General features: G+C 59.4%; 9 protein-coding genes. All 9 read left to right on the top strand.

The genetic code is table 11. From position 1 onward, the window contains the following. Positions 1-346: 346 nt before the first annotated feature. On the top strand, positions 347-6,910 hold the full coding sequence (locus tag HMPREF3176_RS01330) for a DNRLRE domain-containing protein (RefSeq protein ID WP_141742321.1): 6,564 nt from the start codon (positions 347-349) through the stop codon (positions 6,908-6,910). After that, on the top strand, positions 6,886-7,323 hold the full coding sequence (locus HMPREF3176_RS01325) for a hypothetical protein (RefSeq protein ID WP_016663479.1): 438 nt from the start codon (positions 6,886-6,888) through the stop codon (positions 7,321-7,323). Before HMPREF3176_RS01330 ends, HMPREF3176_RS01325 begins: the two co-directional genes overlap by 25 nt. A gap of 717 nt (positions 7,324-8,040) precedes the next feature. Then, on the top strand, positions 8,041-9,351 hold the full coding sequence (locus HMPREF3176_RS01320; protein WP_070457612.1) for an RHS repeat-associated core domain-containing protein: 1,311 nt from the start codon (positions 8,041-8,043) through the stop codon (positions 9,349-9,351). A gap of 1,884 nt (positions 9,352-11,235) precedes the next feature. After that, positions 11,236-11,673 (top strand): hypothetical protein, encoded by a 438-nt coding sequence (locus tag HMPREF3176_RS01310; protein WP_016663475.1) that lies wholly within the window; start codon positions 11,236-11,238, stop codon positions 11,671-11,673. Between the two features lie 489 nt (positions 11,674-12,162). Then, a complete protein-coding gene (locus tag HMPREF3176_RS01305) occupies positions 12,163-15,996 on the top strand; it encodes a phosphodiester glycosidase family protein (RefSeq protein WP_070457610.1) in 3,834 nt (1,277 codons plus the stop codon). Positions 15,997-16,146: 150 nt separating this feature from the next. Further along, the gene (locus HMPREF3176_RS01300) at positions 16,147-17,949 is read left to right on the top strand and encodes an ABC transporter ATP-binding protein (protein WP_070457608.1); all 1,803 of its coding nucleotides are present in this window, start codon (positions 16,147-16,149) and stop codon (positions 17,947-17,949) included. Between the two features lie 53 nt (positions 17,950-18,002). Then, positions 18,003-19,367, top strand: a complete 1,365-nt coding sequence (locus tag HMPREF3176_RS01295) for a carboxylesterase family protein (protein ID WP_070457607.1) — start codon at positions 18,003-18,005, stop codon at positions 19,365-19,367. A gap of 323 nt (positions 19,368-19,690) precedes the next feature. Beyond that, entirely contained in the window at positions 19,691-22,111 is a 2,421-nt protein-coding gene (locus tag HMPREF3176_RS01290; protein ID WP_070457605.1) for an adhesin domain containing protein, read from the top strand. Further along, a partial coding sequence (locus tag HMPREF3176_RS01285) for a G5 domain-containing protein (RefSeq protein ID WP_210386440.1) occupies positions 22,108-24,877 on the top strand: 2,770 nt, incomplete at its 3' end. The genes HMPREF3176_RS01290 and HMPREF3176_RS01285, both read left to right, overlap by 4 nt.

Here is a 24,877-nt window from a genome sequence, read left to right as displayed (position 1 = left end):
TCCGCCTGCTGCCAACCCGCCAGCAGACACAGCACCGACAACATCATCATCGAAGCCCACCCAAAGAGCTGACGTCATTCAACCTTGAGGGGACTTAAGTCCGCTTCTCGCTCCTTTTACGTGGCAGTAAAGTTTCTCTGACTCCCTCTTCGGGGCGTTACGGGAGCAGCAGTGATGCTGCAAGTGAGTAGAGGATTCTCGCGTGGGTGGCTGGTCTAGTAATCGTGTGTTTCGTCGTGCTGTTTTGTTGACGGCGTATGGGGTGTCGGCGGCGTTGGTGTCGGCGGGTTTGGTGCCTGCATCGCAGGCCTGGGCTGATACCACTCCTGCCCCTTCTCCTTCGCCTGTGGAGCAGGCCACTCCCACCTCGGGTGGTGTGGTTGATTTTCCGTCGGCTGTGATCCAGGCCCGAGCGACGGGCAAGCGTGTGGAGGTGACGGCGGAACGGTCGGAGTCCTCGAGCACGTGGGTGAATGCGGATGGGTCGGTGACGACAGAGCAGTTCGCGGCCCCGGTGCGGTTCAAGAACGATAAGGGTGAATGGACCTCATTCAATACTGATCTGGTTGAGAAGGCGGATGGTTCGCTTGCTCCCACGTCAGTGCCCGAGGGGGTTGTGTTGGCGGGTGAGGTGAAGGGCACAGATGCTCAACCGGCTGAGGTAGCGTCGCTGTCAGGTGGGGCAGCGGATTCGCAGATCGCGGTGACGTGGCCGGATTCGCTTGGTGCACCGCGTGTGGAGGGGCCGACGGCAACGTATGCGAAAGCGTGGCCGGGGATTGATCTTCAGGTAACAGCGACGCGCGATGGGTTCGAGCAGTCGTTCATTATTGCGGACCGCACCGCTGCCGAGTCTTATGCTGCGGACCAATCGGGTTCGCTGGTGACATGGGATGTGCCGTTGTCGATCCCAGAGGGTGTGACGGCCCGCGAAATCACAGGTGAGCGTGTCGAATTCGTTGATGCGGCTGGGAACGTGGTGTCTCGTTTCGAGGCCCCGATGGCATGGGACGCGTTCGTGGACGTGAAGAGTCGCGAGCACACACAGCACACGGGTGTGAGTGTGCAGCTCGTGGAGCAAGAAGCGACGGCGGTGACGCTTCGGTTGTCACTGTCGCGGGAGTGGCTGCTCGATGAGGCACGTGTGTTTCCGGTGACGGTGGATCCGGTGTATGCGTCTGCGACCACGCGGCCGACGTTTGACGCGTTCGTGCAGTCGAATGTTTCGTCGGATCGTTCGAGTGAGCGAGAGTTGAAGGCTGGCACGTATGACGGGTCTGCGAAAGCTCGATCGTTTCTCACGTTTTCGACGGCATCGTTTAAAGGGTTGAAGGTTCAGTCGGCGTCGTTGAAGTTGTATGAGTCGTGGTCGTATTCGTGCAGGCCGACGGCGTTGGAGGTGTGGTCGACGAACGCGGTCGCAACTTCGGCGGTGCGGTGGCGTGCGCAGCCGGGCCTGGTAGCTAAGCAGGGCAGCGTGACAGTTGCGAAGGGGCATAGTTCGTCGTGTGCTGCGGGCTGGGTGAGTATTCCGATCACTGGTCTCGCGCAGTCATGGGCAACCTCGAGCGCAGGTAGCGCATCGTTGGCGTTGAAGGCTGCGTCCGAGACAGATGTGAACGGGTGGAAGCGTTTCGCGTCGATGGAATCGACCACACCTCCCTCGATCGTGTTCACCTACGACCGCAAACCGAACGTGGCAGCAGTGCCAACGGTTGCCGGAACCACCACCTATGGTGCAGACACGTATGTGGCCTCGAAACGCCCGGTTGTGTCGACGGTAGGGACGGATCCGGATGGGAATTCGATGCGAGCGAATATCGAGGTGCATACCTCGACTGCGGGCACGACGGATTCGTTTGTGACAAAGTGTGCGACTGGTCTTGGGGCGTCAGGTTCCACGCTCTCGTGCACGCTTCCGGCTGATCTACCTGATAACAAGACGCTGTATGTGCGTGCGAAGGTCGTGGATGAGCTGGGCGTGTGGAGCGCGTCGTGGTCGGGCTGGAAAACGATCAAGACCGCCCAGGCGAAGCCTGCCGCACCAACCATCACCTGCCAGAGCTACAGCAATGGATCATGGACAACGAATGTGCCGGGCGCAAATGTGCCGTGCACGATCACTGCACCAGTGCTCACCGGTAATAACCAGGCCGTGCAGCTTGATTACCGGATTGATGGGGCTACGGTAGCGGCGACGGTTGCGGTGACTGCGGGCAAGAGCGTCACGGTGTCGTTGCCAAAGACGGCGGGCGGGCACCAAATCAGAGCCCGCGTGTCCACAGCATCACGCCTGACGTCCGATGCTGGCGTGTTCACTGCCGGGTGGGGCGGCCCGGCCTTGTATTCCCCGGGACGGCTCGAGGCATCTAACGGCGAGTTCAAGGTGCTCGCGAAAGCACCACCACGCACCGCGAACGAGATGACCGTCTCTGCGCAAATGCAGTGGCGCCCGTCGGGCAGCAACGACACCTGGATCAACGCGGGTAGTGCCACTGCTGTGACGGGTGCGCTGGGCAAAGAGACCGTGTTCACCGGCACGTTTGACGCAGCCGCGGCACTTGCGGCGGCGAACAAAGCTTCGCGTGGTCCGGTGCGCATGGATTTCCAAGTCTGCTTCACCTATTCGGGTGTGAAGACCCCCATGTGTACCGGTGGTGTTGCGCCGACTGTGGTGGTGCGCGTCCCACACGCTTTCGGCGACGGTTACCCAACCACGGATGTCGAAACCGGTCAGGTCGCTCTCTACACGGGTGAGTTTCAAACCTCCGACACGGACGTCACTGTCCCCGGGTACGGGTCAGATATTACGCTGTCGCGTTCGCACCTATCGTTTACGGGTAGTGGCGATGTGAAAGCGTGGCCAGTGGACCCTGTCACTGGCATCTTCGGCCCCGGGTTCACGGCAAACCTGGAAGGCGACGACTCCGCTGGTCTCGCCGGCGTGGAAGTGATTGATCAGCGCATGAGTGACGGGTCGATCGCTCTCATGGGGGAAGACGGCGACGCGCTCGTGTTCGTCAACCCTTCCGGTAAACGCGAAACGGTCACCGGCACCCTCGTGCCCGGAACGACCGACACGGAACTCTCCGGCGTAACGGCAAAGATCACTGGTACAGCGGCGGCCCCCACCCTCGTCGTGACTGAAGACGATGGGACCGTGACAACATTCCAACCTACGACTGGTGGTGCGGGTAAGAATCTTGACTTTAGGCCGGTGTCGATCGCCGCGGTGGGGGATGGGTCCTCAACCACGTTCGGTTACGACGCGACCACTGGTGTGGTGACGCGTATCGTTGCGCCGCTTCCTGATGGTCTTGCAGCCGGGGCGTGCCCTCCTTCGGGCGTGTTGCAGCCTGGCTGCCGCGCGGTAGAGCTCGCCTACACCAGTGTCACGGACCCGAACGGAATGAGCGTGCAGCGGCTTGCAAAAGCATCAGCGACACTGTTTGACCCTGCCACGAACCAAATGGTGACCACACCTGTCACGACCTACACTTACGACTCACTCACCAGGCTCTCGAGCGTGACGGATGTGCGCTCAGGGCTCAAGACCACCTACACGTGGGATGGAGCATCGACCAGGCTCAAGACGATCACCCCGAGTGGTCTTGCGGGTTACACGATGAACTACGCACCCAACCCTGACCCTTCGATCCCGACGATGATGGTGAAGAACGTCCAGCGGGACGGGCAAACTACCGGCGCCCCTCCCGTCCAGATCGCATCCATCGTCTACAACGTTGCCACCAGCGGGGCCGGGTTGCCGGATCTGTCACGTGCGGGTGTGAAGGCATGGGTGAAAGAGGCCGACGGCACGCCTGAGTTTGACGCTCAGGTCCCAGTCAACGGTTACGCCGTATTCGGCTCGGACCATCCCGTGAATGCCCTCGTAGGCAAAGACGTTCCGGCTGCGGACATGCAGTACGCCTCGTTGAGTTACATCAACGCGGACGCATACACGATCAACACGGCCAGCTACGGCGCTGGTGCGTGGCAGATTGATGCCACGTGGTATGACGCCAAGGGCAACGTGGTCCGCACCCTCGACGAGAATGCAGTCAACACGACCCTCGCTGACCCGGACATGTCGCAGGCCCAGGTGGATGACCTGTCCGAGCAGACCGTTTACAACGCAGAAATTAAAGACACTGCAGGCAATGTGCTCGTGCCCGCCGGGTCTCGTGTCGAGGAGACGTTCGGGCCTGCCCGCGACGTCATGCTCAATGACGGCTCCACAGCCAGGGTGCGACCGCATTCACGCACGATTTATGACGAAGGAGCACCCAATAACGGGATCAATGCCGCGACCGGTCAGCCGTACTCGCTTGCCACGACCGTGATCTCGGATGCGGTCACGACAGGTAGTGGCCCGGACGCGGTGAGCGTGGTGGAGGCTGTGTCGACCATAAAGAACGGCTACAACCCTCTTGACGGCTCGGCCGTGACCTCACCGACGTCGGGCTGGACTCTCGGAACACCGACCACCGTGACCGACAACGCCGGCCGCGTGACAAAACAGATCTTTGATCCCCGCGGCAAAGTTGTCACCACGATCGCGCCGACCTCGAACGGTGACGATGCAGGCACGACTCGCACCATTTACTACACGGCAGGGCCCAATGCTGCGGATGCTTCCTGTGGCAACACGGCGCAGGCTAAAGCCTGGGCGGGGGAGGTGTGTCGCACGTTCCCAGCCTCTGCCCCAAGCGAGGGGCCGAGTATGCCGAGCAGCAAGGTCACCGGGTATGACTATTGGCTCGCCCCCACTACAACCGTGGAGACATCTGGTGCCGCGACGCGGACCTCGAGCGTGAAATACGATGCCGCAGGCCGCGCTATCTACACGAAAACCTCCACGAGTGGACTCGCGGGATCGGTGCCGATGGATGCGATCTTCACCCAGTACAACCAGGCCACGGGCCTTGTGGACGCCGTCGGTGTCGCGAACAGTGCTGGTACTGGTATCGCGGGTGCGAAACAGTCCTACACCTACGACGCGTGGGGCAAACAGATCACCTCGACAAACCAGCTGGGGGACGTCACCACGACGACGTATGACGCGAAAGCCCGTGTGACCTCGGTCGATGACGGCAAGGGCGTGACCTCGTTTGAATATGACGGCACCGATGCGAATGGGAAAGCAGAGCGGCGCGGTCTGGTCACGAAACAAACCGTGACCCGTGGCTCATCCTCACCTCTGACGTATGCTGCGGCGTATGACGCCGCGGGTGCGATGACCACCGAGACACTTCCCGGCGGCATCACCGTCACCCACGAACTCAACGAAGCAGGCGAAGAAACCGGCCTCACCTACACCGGCCGGGTCACGGACCCTGAGACCGGAGTTGCTGCGCCTGGCGTGTGGTTCTCCTGGTCGCAGACTAATGACGTGTCGGGTCGTGTTCGCACAGACTCCTCGACATTCTCGACCGCTATCGCTACGACGGCGGGGCTGGCGCCGGATGTGGATGTGACGGAGGTGCTTGATGCGAGCCCGCTTGATTTCGATCATCGTTACACCTACGACAAGGCAGGCAATCTTGCGAAGGTTGAGGATTTGACTGGCCTGCCGGTAGGGGAGGCGACAGTGTCGCCGTATGTGGTGCGTGAGTACACGTTCACTGCGAAGGGTGCTCGTGCTGGGGTGAAAGAAACAATCCGTGCTGACGGCACCCCGACCGGTGCAGCAACCACAGGCAAGACACAGACCCTTACCTATGACACTGCTGATCGCCCGACGGGCGGGTATGTGTATGACCTTTTCGGCCGCCAGACCACGCTCCCGGCAGCACATGCTCCGAACCCCAGTGAGGGGAATATTAGCCTCGCGTATTTCGATAGTGATTTGCCGCAAAAGATCACCCAAGGCGACACCACCACAACGTTCACGCTCGATGTCTCTGCTCGCAGGCTCGTCCAAACCACGGTTACACCGGCGGGGTCAACTACGACGACGCGGCATTACGCCGATGATAGTGACAATCCGGCATGGGTGGACGTGAAGGAGCCGAACGGTGCCGTGGAGACGACCCGGTTTACGGGGTCGATTAGTGGGGATCTCGGCGCGACCATCAAGACCGACGGTGTCGCGGAGTTGACGTTGCCGAATATTCACGGTGACATCGTCACCACTGTGCCAATCTCCGCGACCGCGACCGCGGATACTCCTGCGGAGGCGATCGCTGGTTGGGCTGGGTACAAGGAATACGGCGAGGCCATTGACCCCACGCAAGCAGGCACGGTTGGGGGTCCGATTGGGTATGGGTGGCTAGGCGCGAAAGAACGCTCAACAACCGACGCCACCGCCGGTCTCACCCTCATGGGCGTACGCTTGTATAACCAGGCGACAGGAAACTTCACCTCCACAGACCCCGTCCCCGGCGGCAACTCCACGACATACAACTACCCCACAGACCCCATCAACCAGCACGACCTCGACGGCAAAAAAGGCTGGTGGAAGCGCAATTGGAGGAAAGTAGTAGGGGGTGGCGCAACCGTACTCGCGATCGGGGGTATGTTTGCATGCGGAGTTAGTGTTGTTTGCGGCGCTATCGTCGGAGGAGTGGCTGCCGGCGCTGGATATCTGTCGAAGCACTATGGACGAAAGTCATTTTCAAAATGGGGATTGGCTAGTTCCGTAGTAGGAGGCGGGGCTCTTGGCTTTTTCTCTTTCACAAAGTTTGTGCGGAATGGGAATAATCTGTTGAGAGTTGGTCGCACCTCCAAGGGTGCGCCGTGGCGTATATCGGGTGGACCGTCGTTAAAGCACTACAAGCGTCTCTCAACCTCCGCAAAGAAGAAATTGCGCAACCGTGGCTCTTTCCACTTTGAACGCAAATGGGGCGGTTGGCGAAACCATCGTACAGGCAAGGAAGTGGAGACGTGGAATTTTCGAAAGAAGGGCTAAGTGGATTGTCGGACCTGGTGCGCTCAATCATTGAGCCTGCTACGAAGCGCTTAAGTTCGTCGCTCGGAGTTAATGCGTCAGTAAACGGCGAGTTCGTTGTCTGGAACGTGGACAACGAATATGGACCGCAATTCTCGGTGAGGTACAACGAAAACCTTTTCCGGCTCTCGTTTCTTGAGTTTGGTCTTGTTTATCCGGTGCCGTCGCCTTGGAGCGAGGAGATGTTTATTGAGGTAGTGGAGGACATTCTCGCGATTGCAGAAATGTGCACCAAAGGCGAGTACCTCATTGGTCAGCGCAAGCGCAGGTTCTTCCCATCATACAACTTTCTTATTCTGGATTTCTTGGATGGCAGATATGTGGAGATTCCGGAAGTAGATGCATTATTTCCCACCTCTATTGTGCGACTCTAGTCTTTCTGTTAATATCAAAAGTTGTTACACGGGTGTTGTAGCCTTTCATGCAGGTAGAGCGGCGAGTTTGCCTTAAAGCGAACTGCATTTTGAGATTAGCGGAAGCGTTGAAAAAGGTGGAAATTTCGTAGTGGCGTGTGCGGTAAGAAATGTTCTTTATGATAGATATTTAGCGCGAGTGCGTTGGTTGGGAGTCGCCAAGTTAGAAGCGGAGGGGGCAAATCGTTAGTGGGAAAGGCGCGGTCGAGAATTACCGCACGGCACCGTCTGAGCCGCTCATGTCGGCCTAGGACCAGTCGCGCACGAAGGACTTGTAGTTTCGGTACTACAGCGAGAGCCCGCTTGGGAAGAGTAGGAAGCAGATACCGCAGAGGGTATGCGCACCGGGGGGCATTTAAGACTGCGGGTATTGTTAGACTCCAGTCGTTCGCGCTGTGGAGAGTGACCCGCTAAATTGGGTGAATGTGTTGAATTCTTGACGCTCGTCACGGTTTGTATCTCGCTCGCACTATTTGTTGCTGATACTGTTGTCGACATGTTCAATGCCCCCAAGGAGCTTGGGTTGTTCGCCAAATTCGTACATTGTAAAGCGCATTGGGTCGACCGAGCTAGCGACAAGACTTCTCTTGACAGAAAGCTTTTATATGGGACAGTTTTCTTTGAAGTTGTTGGGTGGGTGCTGTTGAAAGTTTCGGAGCTCCTGTAGCGAGCGGGGTCATGGATCTATCGTTGTGTGCGTCTGCGATAGCTACGACGGCGGGGCTGGCGCCGGATGTGGATGTGACGGAGGTGCTTGATGCGAGCCCGCTTGATTTCGATCATCGTTACACCTACGACAAGGCAGGTGATCTCGCGAAGGTTGAGGATCTGACTGGCCTGCCGGTGGGGGATGCGACAGTGTCGCCGTATGTGGTGCGTGAGTACACGTTCACTGCGAAGGGTGCTCGTGCTGGGCTGAGTGAAAGAATCCACGCGGACGGCCCGCTGGCCGGGACCGCCACGACGGGGAAGACACAAACACTTATCTATGACACTGCTGATCGTCCGTCGGGCGGGTATGTGTATGACGTGTTTGGGCGCCAAACCACGGTTACACCGGCGGGGACAACTACGACGACGCGACATTACGCCGATGATAGTGACAACCCGGCTTGGGTGGATGTGACACAGCCGAACGGGCTTGTGGAGACGACCCGGTTTGCGGGGTCGATTAGTGGGGATATCGGAGCCTATATCAAGACCGACGGTGCGGCAGAATTGGCTTTGTCGAGTACTTATGGCGATATTGCCACGACCGTTCCCATTTCCGCGACCGCGGTCACGGGCACCCCTGCGGAGACGATCGCTGGTTGGGCTGGGTACGAGGAGTACGGCGAGCTCGCGGATTCCGGCCAGGCGAGTACGGTTGCGGGCCCGGTTGGGTGTGGGTGGCTTGGTGCGAAAGGACGCGCGACGAGTGATGCTACCGCGGGTCTCACCCTCATGGGCGTGCGCCTCTACAACCAGGCGACAGGGACCTTTACCTCCACAGACCCCGTCCCCGGCGGCAACTCCACGGCATACAACTATCCCACCGACCCCATCAATATGTGCGACCAGTCAGGAAAGGAAGCCTGTAAACGAAAAAAGGGAAACTCGCGGCCACAGGTATCCAAAACGCGCCGGCAAACCACTGGAAAATGGCACAATGCAAAAGAAATATGGCTCTCTGCGCTCATCTTCGGGCAGACTTTAGGTCCCAAAAAAATACTTCAAAAAACTGGATTATGGAAGAAGTTGCCAAAATGGGCACAACGGGTTGCACCCTCGGGGATTGGCATCGACCAACTACAAAAGAAGAGTTTCTGGATATGGACCGAGTATAAAGAGTGCGGAAAAGGTGGTGTCATGAAGTACTGGTACCGCGGATACTCATTTCTTCAGTATAGGGCGAAATATTCCATCCTCTATTGGAGGACTTCATGGGTTTACTTAAAGGCTCTGCACACAAGCTCAACGGGAAGGATCTCTGGAAGGCTTCCCGGTTAGCCATGAATAGTAGGCGCACGGAGGTGTCAGGCAAAATGGCTAGTGAGCCAAAAGACGAAGACTTGGAGCCCACAGAAGAGTCCGGAGAAGGCAGTAAATTTCATGGATTCCTTATTTTGATAGATTCTGCTACTTATGTGACTCTTCGCACACTTCCCGACGGGTTAACACCCGTCTCAATCGCGGTAACGGTAGTGGCCAGTATTTTGTTGGCGTATACCGGGTACGAGTTCCTTTTGAAAGAGGACAAGAAATTTTCACAAGGTGGTATATGGTTAGCCCTTGTGAAGAGCCTGAGTGTCGCTTTAGGTACATCGCTTGTGACATCAGTGTGCACTCGTTCGATAGTCCTGACGGTGATCTCTCTGGTCGCGGCAATAGTGTTTGAGCTACTTCTGCTCGGGTGGACCAGACTTTGAGATGTGCGGCGCATAAAAGTGCGATTGTGTGGCCGGTGCCAATAGTCGCTGGGGAGCGCATCCCATCGGGGTACGGGGTGCTGGAATGTCGATGAGGGGTAGGCTCCCGCTAATGTCCTGGTGGCTGAGTAAGAATTAGGAGCACTTATGTGGGCTGAGAGCAATAGATTAACCTTCCGTAAGGTGCGAAAGATAATAATGCAAATTTTGACCGAAGAAAATCCAGCAGACCTCCCCGAATTTATTCTGCAAAGTTCGTCGTCTGTCTACTCTACCGAGGCGAATGCTATTTACAGATACTCTTGCAATAACGTTCAAGAGGGTATCAGTAGTGAGCAGGTAGAACAGGTAATATATGATGCTAGCCGTGACCCGCTAGATGCTAATGCTGTAAGTCGCGCAGCGCAGAGAATCGTGGAAGCGTTAGGGTAGTGTCACTTGCGGCATGGTGGATCCGTTTATCACGTCAAAACTGAAACAGGGTCTCGGTAGTAAATTCCACTTCAGTATCCAAAATATGGATTTAGGCAATCTAGATGCGGCAAAGTAAGCAATTCGAGTCTCGGCTGCAGCGGATCACGTCGCAGCCCTCGCATTCTCGGCCTGGCGGGCCGATGCTTGCTGGGCGCGAGCTTGGTTGGTTGCCTCTGCCGGGTGTGGGTGTTAGCTGTGTAGGTCGCCCAACGCCACGGCGAGGTTGTTCTGCTCGCCTACTCTACTGTCTGCCGGCGTTGCTTTTTTGATGGTGATGCCGAGCTTTTGCCACGGATACTCCTGCGGAGACGATCATTTGTTGGGCTGGATGGAAGGAGTATGACGAGCCCGTGGAAGCCTCCGAGGCGCGTACGGTTTCAGGTCCGGTTGGGTGTGGGTGGCTTGGTGCGAAAGGACGCGCGACGAGTGATGCTACCGCGGGTCTCACCCTCATGGGCGTGCGCCTCTACAACCAGGCGACAGGGACCTTTACCTCCACAGACCCCGTCCCCGGCGGAAGCTCCACGGCATACAACTACCCCACGGACGTTGTTTCAATATTCGACCTAACAGATCGCTGCGGATCTACAAGCACGGTAGTGTGCCGGAGCGATGCAACGTGAGGTACTCGAAGTACGATAGGGATGGACGGTCGCGCATCTGCAACGGGATCGGGACAGCGTAGTTCAGGTATGTCGACTAAGAGAGGCGCAGCAGGTTCAGGCAAGCCCAACAGTTCCAGCGTAAAAGGCAGGTCTGTGGACAAGCACGACCACAGATCAGGCCGTAATCTGACGTGACGCCACCAGAGGTGGCGCGCATTCAAGAAGGCGACAAAACCACCAAGAAGGAAGCTGTAGACGCGCCGGGGAGGGTGCGTAGATACGTGCTGTGGAACCGGAAAATAGACGACGCAGTTTATGGTGGAAACAGGAAAGATGGGCCAATGTGAAACTGCTACCGCATATAGTAGCTTTTGAAGGAGGTGGCTGTGTCACAAACGTTGCCAAATGGTGCACGAACTGAAGCGGGACTCGCCAAATATTCGACGATGGATTTCTTGGAAATTTGTGAGGATAATCTCGGCACGCTTTTAAAGGGCTTGGATGGTCATCTGTACTATCTGAAGGCCGATGAGTTGAGCCGGAAATGCATTCTCAAAAATATGCGCGAAGGTGCTGCTCTATACGTCAATCCCGAGGGTTACTGGTCATCCTCTGAAGCGGAAGCGCATAGAGGGCGGATCGGAAAATGGTTTACGGGGCGCGACGGCAGCGAAATTGCGCGGCGTTATGCCGACGATAAGGCTAAATACCCTCTAGTGTACTCTGCGCTATTTTGGAGCCACTTCGATTCGAAACGAGTCCTGTATCTTGAGGGGTATTCGCTGGAACCGCTGCTTAAATTGGGTCTAGAGGAGCGCAGGTGAACTCCCTTCAGTTTGGTTAGAGGCATCATTGGAATGGCCGCAGTGCTGCTTATCTAAATGTTGGGGTCTCTAAGACGAGACCAAATGATTCCATGGTGCCGATTCTGACGGGCCCAGTACGAGTGTTTGACCAGCCCGTAGTGACGATTCATTGCGTCGCCGCTTGCTTCGCAATCCTCGCCTTCGATGCTTGCTGAGTGCGCCCGCGCCGTTCTTGGTCGTGCCGATTGCGAAACCCTCGTGGGGGTAGGTTGTTGGGTTGGGCTGGAATATAGATGTCTCGCCGCGAATTCGCACCAGTTCCCCTGAAGCGCGAGAAATAGCCACCATTCTCATCGTTGAAGCTGCGCTGGCAGAGCCACGGTGAACGATCCGTGAACTCCGGTGTTGCCGCTGGCGCAGCCTGAAATTCACCGCTTGGCAAGACGCCGTTAGGACTCGATTTCTAGCCTGAGCTTGACACTGTTTCTCGAGTTCAGGATAGAGATCATGCCCCGTATCCCCGCCCCGGGCGAGGCTGCCACTGCCGGCGCTTCGCGCTCTCGCCGCACGCGCGGTGGCCTTCGCGCCCTCGCCATTGCCGCGGCCCTCGCCATCGCCGTTCCCGGTAGCTTTGCCCTCCCCGCCGATTCCCCCTCCGTTCTCGCGCCGGCCACGGCCCAGGCCGCGCCAAGCGAAGATGACGTTGCAAAGGGTGGCGTGTTTGCGGATTCGCAGACGCGCCGCGTCGCGCCGGGCCTCGACCTCACGACCTTCTCGCGGCTCGAGAGCGCGGGCTGGAACGAGGGCAGTGTCCTGACGGCCGATCTCACCGAGCAGACCCTCTCGATGGACGTTGTTGACAACGGCAAGGTCGCAAGCCGCTCTCCGCTCGGCGAACTCATGACCTCGGGCGAGCGTGGCGATCAGGCGGTTGCCGCGATCAACTCGGCGTTCTTCGACATCAACTTCAGCGACGCGCCCGTGTACAGCTCGGTCTCGAACGGGGAGTCGGTCGTGGGTTCGGATAGTCACCGCCCCGCCTTCACGATCGTGGGTGGCAAGGCCGTCGTGCAGGCCCTTACGACCTCGGGCAAGGCCACGCTCGGCGATGGCTCCGCGATTGACCTTGCAACCCTTAATGACCCGAGCCTCCCCGAGGGCAAGGTTGGCGTATATAACTCCCGTTGGGGCTCTTACACTCTCGATCGTCCCATCGGCGGACCCGACAAGGTGAGCGCTCACGCCGCTTACGCCCTCGTCCAGGACGGCAAGGTCGTCAAGGCGAGCGGCATCGTCGAGAAGGGTGTGGGGGAGCAGGAGATCCCCGAGGGCGCGCAACTCCTCCTTGGCCGCGAAGAGGGTGCCGACAAGGTCGCGGCGCTCAAGGTTGGCGACAAGGTCGACGTCGCGATCGGCCCCGACCAAGACGTCGACATGGGCGTTCAGGGCAGCGATCAGATCCTTACGAACGGTGAGGTCATGGCCATGAACGATGATTCGCTCGTGAAGACGAGCCACCCACGCACCGCGATCGGCGTGAGCAAGGACGGCTCGAAGGTGTACGCGATCGTGCTCGATGGCCGCAGTGCCAACTCCCACGGCATGACCCTCCCTGAGCTCGGCCAGCTCTTCAAGGACCTCGGCGCGTACAACGCCGTGAACCTCGACGGTGGCGGCTCCTCCGCGATGATCGCGCGCGCCGCGGGCGATGACGGTCCCGCGGTGTGGAATACGCCTTCCGACGGTGACGTGCGCTCGGTGAGCGACGCTCTCGTGTTCTACTCGAGCGCCCCGAAGGATGAGATCTCGGATGCTCAGCTCTCGGTTGTGCTCGAGAACGAGAATGCTGTGTTCCCGGGCCTTCACCGCACGCTTGAAGGCGAAGGCCTGGGCAAGAACCTCGCCCCGCTTGCCGTTGACGGTGAGTACACCGCTGAAGGTGCGGCGACCGTCGAGAAGATCGACCAGGGCACGGCGATCGTTGAAGGTGTTGAGCCGGGCGAGGCGACCATCACCTACGAGACCGGCGTGCACATGGATTCGGTCACGATGCGCGTCCTCGGCGACCTCCTCGCGATCCGCCCGAGCGCCCGCACCCTGAGCCTCCCGGATCCCGATTCGACCCGCAACGTCACCCTCACGGGTATCGATTCCGACGGTCACCGCGCCCGCATCGAAACCCAGGACGTCAAGGTCGAGGCGAGCAAGGGCTTCACCGTGACCGATGACGGACTCGGCACGTGGACGATCGCCGGAACCGGCGATGCCGAAGCCGGCACCGTGACGTTCAGCGTGGGAGAGGTTGAGACGACGATCCCCGTGAGTTACGGGACCAAGGAAGAGCAGGTCTTTGACTTCACCGATCTCGGTGCCTTCAAGGACGGCAACGCACGCGCCGCAGGCTCGCTCGAACCCGCGAAGGGCGAGAACGGCGAGGATCCCGCAGTCCGCATGCAGTTCGATTTCACGCGGGAAACCGCGACCCGCGGCTACTACCTCATCGCGAACGAACCCGTGACGCTCGAGGGCAATGCCATCTCGTTCAGCGCGGATGTCAAGGGCGATAGCAATGGCGTGTGGCCACGCCTCGAGGTCATCGATGCGAAGGGTACGAAGACGAACATCAATGGCGACAACATCACTTTCGATGGCTGGTCGAAGGTCGTTTTCAACGTGCCGGAGGGCCTCGCGCAGCCGCTTACGGTCAACGCCGTGCGCCTCATGGAGACCCGCCCCGGTGCTAAGTACAAGGGCGACGTGACGATCGCGAACCTGACCGCCACGACGACAACGGCGGTCGAAGCTGAGGCCGGGAAGGCCATCCACGACCCGGCGTTGCTCACGGTCGGTTCGGTGGCGGATCGCCCGCAGCGCGTGGCCGTTATGAGCGATGCGCAGTTCGTGGCGCGCGATCCGAAGTCCCCCTCGGTCGAGGGCGCGCGCCGTACCCTCCGTGAGATCAAGGCTGAAAAGCCCGACCTGCTCGTGATCAACGGCGACTTCGTTGACGAAGCAAGCCCCGAGGATTTTGCGCTCGCGAAGACGATCCTCGACGAAGAGTGGGGAACAGAGATTCCCTACCTCTACGTTCCCGGTAACCACGAAGTCATGGGCGGAAAAATCGAGAACTTCGAGAAAGCTTTCGGCTCCGTGACGAACGAGCGCACGCTCGGCCGCACCAAGATTCTCACGCTCAACACCGCTGGCGGTAGCCTCCGCTCCGGCGGCATCGATCAGATTGCGCAGCTCGAGGAGGCCCTCGACGAGGTCGAGAACTCTGACGCCCTCACCGGCATCGTCGTGTTCTTCCACCACCCGCCGAGCGACCCGCTCCCCGCGAAAACGAGCCAGCTCGCTGACCAGCGCGAGGCCCGCGAACTCGAGCGCGTGCTCGGTGAGTTCCGCGAGCGCTCGGGTAAGTCGGCTGCCGTCGTCAACGGGCACGTGGGGGTGTTCAACGGTTCGGCCGTCGAAGGCGTCACCTACCTGATCAACGGCAACTCGGGCAAGAACCCGGACGGTACGCCCGAGACGGGCGGCTTCACCGGGTGGACGATGCTTGGCATCAACCCGGGCGCAGGCAAGGTCGGTGCGAATCCGACGACTGCGGATCGCGTCGCGTGGCTCGCGGCCGAAACCAAGCCGTGGGTCGATGACATAACGCTCACGCTCCCCAAGGTCCTCGCCGAGGGAGAGAGTGCCGACTTCAGCGCCGTGTTCACGCAGGATGGCCGCACGGTTCCCGTTGCGTGGCCCGTCACCGCTCAGTACTCGGGTAGGGGAGTTCTCGTGGACGACGGTTCCGAGGCAGCCGAGGTTGCCGACGACAGCGCCGTGATCCGCGTGAACCCCATGACCGGTGAGGTCACGGGAATTCGCCCCGGCACGGCTGAGCTCATCATCACGATCAATGGCCGTAGCCACTCGCAGTGCATCACGGTCGAGGGCAAGAGTGCCCCGGCGAAGCCAGCCCCTGAGGAGGAACCGTCGGACTCCGGCGTGGCCCCGGCTGAGCCCGCACCCGCCGACGGCGATGCGGGGACTGGCGCTGAGGAACCCGAGGGCGCGCGACTCACGGACGAGGGCCCCGGCGCCGAGGGCCCCGCTAGTGACGGAAATGCCGCTGAGCAGGGCACGGGTGCGAATCGTGGGGATACCCAGTCGGGTGTCGCCGATATCGGCACGGCATCACGCCCCGCACGAGTGACCGCTCCAGCGGCGGGCGGCCATGCGCCCCTCCCACGCACGGGCCTCGAGCTCGGCGGCGCGATCGCAAGCCTCATGTTCCTCGGCCTCGGCAGCGTGCTCCTCGCACGCTCGCGTAAGGCGGGCATGAAGTAACCGAAGAGCCCTCGTTCGAGAGCTCAGGGGCGCCGGCATCGCGGTTATCGCGAGCCGGCGCCCACTCCTTTATTGAAAGTGGGAGCAGTTTCTCACACTGCGGAAACGACGTGCGCTCGGCAACCGTCGGACCTCGCCTACCCTGGAAGGGTGAAGGCACTTTCGAGAATTTTCCGCTTTACGAGCGAGCTGTGGCCGCTTTATCTTGTGATCGTCGTGTCGGCGCTCCTGACGACCGCGATGACCCTCGTGATCCCGTTCCTCATCGGTTCGGCGACCGACACCGCAACCGCGGCCGTTGCCGGCACGCTCACGCGCGACGAGGCGATGCACGACATCATCATGACGGCCGTGTGGATCTTCGTCGCGTTCATGGCGAGTGCTCTCATTCAGAACATCGGCGGGTACTTCGGTGACGTCATGGGCAACCGCCTTCGTGCGATGCTCTCCGTTCGCTACTACGACAAGCTGCTCAACCTCCCGCAGCGCTGGTACGACGAAGAACTCACGGGCACGATCGTCTCGCGCCTGAACCGTTCGATCGCCGAAATTGGAACGTTCGCGAAGATCGCCTCAAACGCCTTCATCTCGATGATCATCACCGCGATCGCCGTGCTCGCGATCAGCGCGTGGTACTGGTGGCCGCTCGCCCTCATCCTGTTCATCATGTTCCCGCTGTACCTGTGGCTGACCTCCCTCACGAGCGTCAAGTGGCAGCGACTCGAAGGCGAGAAGAACGAGCAGATCGACATCGCCTCGGGCCGCTTCGCGGAGGTCGTGGGCCAGATCCGCGTGGTCAAGAGTTTCGTGCGAGAAAAGAGCGAGCTTGCCTCGTTCACGAAGCGCTTCAACAGCACCGATGCGATCACGAAAGAGCAGTCGGTCCACTGGCACAAGATGGATGTCTACCGCCTCGCGGCGCTTAATCTCGCGTTCGCGGTGCTGTACCTCATCATCTTCATCCGCACGGTTCAGGGCGATTTCTCGGTCGGTGACATGGTCATCCTCATCCAGCTCATGAACCTCGTGCGCAACCCGATCGAGAACATGAGCTGGGTCGTGGACACATCGCAGCGCGCGGTTGCCGGGTCTAAAGACTATTTCGCGGTCATGGACACGAAGGTCGAGGTATGGCCGACGCTTGCCGACGGACGATCGTTCCCGGAGGCGGTGGAGGGTGCCCCGCGCATCGTTTTCGACCACGTGAACTTCGCCTACGAAGAGAACCACGACGTCCTGCACGACATGAGCTTCCACGTGGACTCGGGGGAGAAGGTCGCGCTCGTGGGTGAGTCCGGCGGTGGCAAGTCCACGATTGTGAACCTCATTCTTGGCCTGTATCGCACGCGCACGGGCGAGGTGCGCCTTCGCGGCCACAACGTGAACGATCTGCCGATCGACGTGGTGCGCTCGCGTGTGGGCGTCGTGTTCCAGGACGCGGCGCTGTTTAGCGGCACGATCCGCGAAAATATCGCCTACGGCCGCCCCAACGCGACAGACGAAGAGGTGCGCGAAGCCGCTCGGCGCTCGAACGCGAACCAGTTCATCGAGCGCTTCAACGACGGCTACGACACCCTGATCGGCGAGCGCGGCCTCAAGCTTTCGGGTGGGCAACGCCAGCGCATTGCGGTTGCGCGCGCGATGCTCAAGGACGCCCCGATCCTCGTTCTCGACGAGGCGACCTCCGCGCTCGACACAAAAGCCGAGCGGCAGGTCCAGGCGGGCCTCGATGCGCTCATGGAGAACCGCACATCGATCATCATCGCCCACCGCCTCTCGACGATCGCGGGCGTGGACCGCATTATCACGCTGCGCGATGGGCGCATTGACGAGATCGGCACGCCCGCTGAGCTTGCCGCTTCCGGCGGTATCTACGCCGAGCTGCTCGCGCTTCAGAACGCGGGAGGTTCGGAAGCGAAGAAGCTGCTCGAAAGGTTCGGTATTACGGGCTGAGCCTTCCGGGCAAGTCTTAAGAATGCCGCGCGCGGCGTCCGTACGATGGTGTCGTGAATACCGAGCGATTTTCACGAGGCCACGAGGTCGCGTTTGACGCGCCTGTAGGCAGGGTTATTGGCTGGCGCGACGGCGAGGTCATCCGTGCGACGGGCATCCCCTATGCGCGCGCGGGGCGTTTCGAGAAACCAGTTCCCGTGCTGGACCTCGGAGAGTTCGAGGCGCGCGAGTGGAGCCCTTCGGCGCCGCAGAACCCCGCGGAAGAGCCGCCGCTTTTTGGGCCTGAACTTCGCGACCTGGCCGTGAGCGAAGACTGCCAAAATCTCTCGATCACTCTCCCCGGTGATCTCCGCGAGGGCGAGAAGCTTCCCGTGATCGTGTGGATTCACGGTGGTTCGTATGTCGCGGGCGCGGGAGATTCGTCGTTCACCGACCCCGCGCGCTGGGTTGTTGAGCGCCGCGTGGTCGTCGTGACCGTCTCGTATCGACTCGGGGTGCTCGGCTTCCTCGGCTCCGCGCTCGGTCCTGCGAACCTCGGCTTGCTTGATCAGGCGGAGGCGTTTCGCTGGGTGCGGCGCAACATTTCGGTGTTCGGCGGGGACGGTGCGCGGGTCACGGCCCTTGGGGAGTCCGCGGGGGCCGACGCTATCCTCCACCACGCCGCCGCCATGGGGTACGCGATCCTTATGGGCCGAAGCGAGGAGCTTCTCTTTGATCGCGCGATCGCGCTGAGCCCGCCGCTCGGAATTCGCGAGGGGCGAAGCCGCATGAATGCGGTTGGCGCGAAAGTGCTCGAGCAGCGAGTGGAAAAGGAGTCGCCGATCGAGGAGCTTCTCGCCGCGCAGAAGGCGATCGAAGCCGCTTCTTCGCGGTTTGGCTTCGCCGGCTCGATGCCGTTCGGCGTGCAGTACGGCTACGATCCGCTCCCGCCCGAGAGCGAGGTCGTTGCGGCATGGCATGCGATCGCGCCGAAAATTCCGTTGCTTATCAGCTCCGTGGGGACCGAGGCGAGCTTTTTCGCGCACTCGATGCCCTTCGCGCGATTCTTGCGCGGGTTGCCGAGCGTGGGAGAGCGCGCCTACTGGGCGTTCGTCGAGTACTCGAGCCGAGCGGTGTTCACGAAAGGAATCGACTTTCTCGCGCACGAGTGGGCGGCCGCGGGCGGCAACGCGCACCGCGCCGTCGTGCCGTGGAGCGTGCCCGGCAACCCGTTCGGCTCGCCGCACGTCATGGACATCGCCCTCCTCTTTTCGCGCAAGGATTCGTGGCGTTGCGCGCTCCCGTTCGAGGGGGCGACGTGGGAAGAGATCGATCGCGCCGGCGCCGAACTTCGCCGGTATTTTGCGGAGTTTGCGAGCGGTGCGAGCGACCACCCCCTCACGAAGGAGCCGCGTGTGATCCGCGGCTTTGCTGCATAGGCGGGGCCTGATCGTAGCGGGAGGCGCAGCTTGGAGCGTAACCGCGGTCGTGAAGGGCAGAGGCGTCAATTCATACGTTGGCGACACTTAAGCCGAGATTTAAGTTATCGCTTCATAACGATCGACATGAAGTGTACCTCGTAAGTGACGCGCATCTCGCGCGCACGCGCTTTCTGCGCTAGGGTTGAAGTACCGCTGGATGTTACCGCCCTCTTTGGTCGTCCTTGGCTTGGAGTGGTGGCATACGAGATGAGGCTCCGGCTCTGCGCACGTCTAGTCGTTATTCGCCGAAATTCCAGATTTCTAGAGTTGAGGACAAAAGCATGATTTCATCCCATGAGCCAAGCGAACCCAAGCGCCTTCGGCGCTTGAGCGTCTCGGCGCTCACAGTGCTCGCGCTCGCCATGGGCACGCTTGGTGCTGTTCCACACAGCCCCTTTGTTCCCGAAGCCTCTGCAGCTGGAAGCTTCACCGGAGGCATCCGCGACAAGTCCGGCGCGGTGGAGAAGGACGCTCAGAAGGCTTCCGACCTGCCGGCTGGTTCATGTGTTGTCTCGGAAAAAGCTCCGGACGGCAGCCAGGCAGGCTTCACGTGGAAGAACTTGGAGCCGGGTGCAACCAGCCCCGACAAGACCTTGTGGGGCCTGAGCCTCTCCTTCGACAACTCGAAGGATCGCACATTCACCGATTGGTATTTCAGCAATACAGGTCTCCTTGGCGACTACTTGGGTACCGGCATGGTGCCTTCCATGAATGTCGGCCAGACTTTCCTCGACAAGAACGTCACCCACAAGGCCGACGAGAGCATCGAGATCACTGCTAGCCGCAACCAACGAAACCTGAATCTCTACGCAGATCTCACCGATGCGGAGGTCAAGCAGTTCGCTTCAGCCACTGCCGACAACCCCGTGCGCTATGCCTGGCAGGGGCGCTACACGAAGGACAACCCTAACGGCCTGAAAGCCACGCAAGGTCCCAATGTCATTTTCGCCGCTGTTGTCAACCCATGGCCGAGCGAGAACATTGAATGTAACCCGATCACGGTGTCGTGGGAGAGCCAAGAAAAACTGGTCATCAGGCCGGGCGAGGAGCTCAAGGTCGGCACGATCAACGTTCCTGCTGTGAAAAACGGTGGCACGGACGACTCGATGTCTCGCATGGTCGTGGAGGCCTACGACGCTCAGGGCAACTTCATCGGCACTAGCGATACCGCCTCTTCTGGTGGCGGCACGTCGAGCGTACGTATTGATCAGACTACCGGCGAAATCTTCTACACGATGCCGGAGTACAAGGGCACGAAGCTCACCGATCAGCAGGGTATGCGTTTTAGCGTGCTGGCAAAGCCGCGTACCGTGGATCAGCTCCAGGCTGCTAATGACAACAACAACCCCGAGGGCAATGGCAAGGCCTTCGGCAGCTCCAACTCGCTGCCTCGCTACAGCACGGCGAATGTAGTGAGCAACTATCAGTGGAGCTTCGATGATACGCAATTCCACAATCCGGAGTATTCTCCAGTTCAGCAGACTGTTACTTCTGGGGTGGATAAGACTACCAATACGGTAGTTACTGGGCCCCAGTCCCTTACTTATAAGCAGGTTGGTGACAAGATCGCAGACCTAGTGAGAAGACGTGAGGATGGCGGCGCTGAAGCCACGGTGAAGCTTGATAAGCGCTACGTTTTTAAGGGTTGGGATGCCAAGCTAGATCCAAACACCTATGACGTCACCGTCACGACCCCAGCCAATCCGTTGCCGGGCACGTTTGCTCAACCCCGTGTCATCGTCACCTATTCCAATGGCTCGCAGGATATCATTCCGCTGCTTGCAGTCGTCGACCCGAACAATACTCAGGTTACGGAATTAGCTGTCAGGGGAACGGTCGAGGGCCCAGCAGGTAAGGTACTTGTTTCCGAGCTTGATTTGAAGTCCAGCCTTGATGGATATGACCCAGTCCAGCCTAAGTCTTTTGATGTTGACCCTGCATCCGTTCCGGAAGGATGGAGAGTAACGGTTGATGATGACGGCACAGTGAAGGTCAAGGCAACGTCGCCGGAAGCTGCCGCGAACAACACTAAGATTTTGCCGAGGGTTATTGCTACCTACCCCGATGGGACGACCGATACGGTTGAAGTTCCCTTCCAGATCGTCAACGCAATCAAGGTCCCTGACTACACCGCGGAATCCGGTCACGTAAAAGAAACGGTCACACTCCAACCAACCTTGCCGGAAATCGGCCTGGGCGGCCGTACCGATGATGAGAAACCTAATCGGTACACCTTCCCCGACGGCTCTTTGGAGTATAAGGCTGGTGACTGGACAGTCACTATCGACGAGAATACTGGTGAGCTGACTTCGACGATTCCGGAGACAGCTGTGCCTGGCGCGCGACTAACCGTCCCAGTGAAGGCATACTACGCCACTGGTGCTACCCCGCAGGTGGTGACCGGCACTATTAACGTTATTGGTGACGGTACCGGCAAAGACTTCGCGTCTTATCCGCCGCAGGTGACCAAGGCCGGCGAGGCAGTGGAGTCGGACATTGATACCGCCCTTTCCGATCCGACGCTTGCAAAGTACAAACTCCCGGACAACCTGCCGAAGAATTGGGAGTTCAAGATCGATGAGAAGGGCACGATTACGGCCACCCCGAATGTGACCGTAGAGAATGGAACGACAGTCACCGTTCCGGTAGAAGTGACCTACCCGGACGGCTCTACGCTACTGTTCCAGCAGATTTTACTGTGATTGACGCTTATGCGCGTACGAATGATCCCCTGTACCCGACAGTCACGGGCCGACCAGGCGACGTGGTCGTGAGCCAGGTGGACCGTACCCGCCTGTACGATGCTGCGAAACCCCGTTTCTCCATCATCACGGATCCGAATGATCCGGACTATATTGCACCTCCGCGTAACTTGAGGTGGGAAGATGTAAAGATTGACCCGGTTACAGGTGTGATCACTACACCGATTAGCAAGCGTGCACTTCCTGGTACTTCCGCGGATATTCCTGTTCGCGTCACTTACAAGGACGGTTCGACAGACAAGACCATCGCGACCGTGGTTGTCGTGGCCGAACAACGCCAAGTCTATGAGCCGCAGTACATGCTGCAGACCACGACGCCAGGTGGCGTAATTACGTCCGAGATTACGGATGAGTCAAAGATCCCTGAACGAGACTTAACTAAGGATCCGAAACAGCGCTATCAGGTTCCTTCCGAGGTCAATGGATGGAAAGTCGGCGTCGATGAAAACGGTGTCGTTACCGCTACCGCACCGAAGGGCGCCCGACCCGGCGATAGCGTGAGTGTCCCAGTTACCGTCAAGTATCTTGACGGTTCCACCGACACGGTCTATGCGCCGTTCAATGTGAAGGAAAACCAGAAGGACATCAGTGAGCCGTCCTACTCGGTCGAATCCACCAAACCAGGCACCGAGGTGAAGCGCCCTGTTAATCGTGACGGTGCGCCGGAAGGCACGACCTTCTCCTTCGGCATGGATGGCGACAAGCCGAAAACTGAGGACACCGTTGACGGGTGGGCCTACAAGATCGATCCGAAAACCGGGGAGATTTTCGTAACCCCGCCTGCTGACTCTAAGCCGGGCGACAAGCACGTACACAACGTCATGGTGACCTACCCTGACGGCTCAACCGATGAGACACCAGTGACCACCGTGGTGAACTTGACCCAGAACTTCGAGGTCGATCCAACCTACCCGCCTGAGACTACTTTCCCTGGAGACACGGTTACCGCACCGCTTACTATTGAGCTGCCCGATGGCATCGATGTGGCTGAGAAGGACCCATACAAGATCAGTCCTGCCGACGGCTACACACCAACAAATGACACCAACGAATTTGGCAATCCGACGTATACGGTTAGGACTGCCAACGGTGACTGGATCGTGGGCTTGGACGATAAGGGCAACGTAGTGGCCACTGCGCCGACGACCGCGAAGCCGGGGGACTCTATCAGGGTTCCTGTGACAGTGACCTATGCCGATGGCTCCACCGATCGAATTTATGCACCGATCAAGATCCAGGATGCTCCGACTCGCGAGGTGCCGTACAAGGTCGAATACAAGTACGACGACACCATCCCTGCCGGCGAGTACAAGGTTGAGACCAAGGGCAAGCCGGGGTCGGAAAAGCAGAACAAGGACGGTAGCTGGGAGCAGACCAAGGCGCCGGTGAACGAGGTCGTTATCGTCGGCACTAAGCCTGCTAAGAGCGCCAAGGAAGTCACGTGGACGGTTCCGATCCCGTACCCGACCGAGGTTCGCGAGAACCCGGACCTGAAGCCTGGTGAAACCCGGGTTGTTCAGGAAGGTGAGAACGGCGAGAAGACCTACACTGTTAAGTTCACGGCCGAGGGCGATAAGGCTGAGGTAGCCGAGGAAGAGACAACCAAGGAGCCTGTCAAGCGGATCGTCGAGTACGGCCCGGGCCTTGCTCCGAGCGAGCTGGTGACCAAGACCGAGAAGCCGATTCCGTTCGAGACCGAGATCGTCTTCGATAACACTCTTGAAGAAGGTCAGCAGAAGGTTGGTCAGAAGGGTGAACATGGTATCGAGGTTGTGACTTCGACTCAGAAGATCGTGGACGGCAAGCCTGAAGGTGACCCGGAAGTGACGACTGAGCGCACCAAGGAGCCGGTCAAGCAGATCATCCGCGTCGGCACCAAGACTGAAGGCACTCACAAGACTGAGTATGAAGTCGATGTTCCGTTCGAAACTGAGATTCAGTTCGACGACACGATGGAAGCTGGAAAACAGGAAACTGTTCAGGAAGGCAAGCTCGGTAAGGACAAGGTCACCACTACCCTGACCATCGAGAACTCGAAGGTTGTGGACTCCAAGACCGAAACCGGGCGTGTGACCGAGCCGGTCAAGAAGATCATCAAGGTCGGCACGAAGGGCAAGCCTGCCTCCACCGAGATCGAGTGGACTGAGAAGACTCCGTTCGAAGTCGAGGTGCGTGTCAACCCTGACCTGCAGCCTGGTGAAACCAAGGTTGTCCAGGAAGGTAAGCAGGGCGAGGTCAAACACACCGTCAAGGTGAACGCCGAAAACGGTGAGATCTCCAAGGAGGACACCTCCGAGAAGATCAGCGATCCGGTCAAGCACATCATCGAGGTTGGTCCGGCCAAGAACCAGACCGAGCTCACCGATAAGCACACCGAGAAGACCCCGTACGACACCCTCATCGAGTACGACCCGAACCTCGAGGTCGGCAAGGTTGTTGAGGATCAGGCCGGTTCCTTCGGTGAGAAGGAAATCACCAAGACCTGGAAGCTCGAAAACGGCAAGCCGGTCGGTGACCCGGAAGTTAACGAGAACGTGGTGAAGGATCCGCAGCCGCGCAAGCTGCGAGTCGGCACCAAGTGCAACTGTGACAAGCCGACGCCTACTCCGACTGATGATCCCACCGTGGACCCGACTGACGATCCGACTACGGATCCGACTGTGGATCCCACGGATGATCCGACTGTGGACCCGACGGACGACCCCA

Origin of the sequence: Dermabacter sp. HMSC08H10 (genome assembly GCF_001807585.1) — a bacterium.
Lineage (GTDB): Bacteria > Actinomycetota > Actinomycetes > Actinomycetales > Dermabacteraceae > Dermabacter > Dermabacter hominis.
This window is presented reverse-complemented; position numbering and strand designations above follow the sequence as displayed.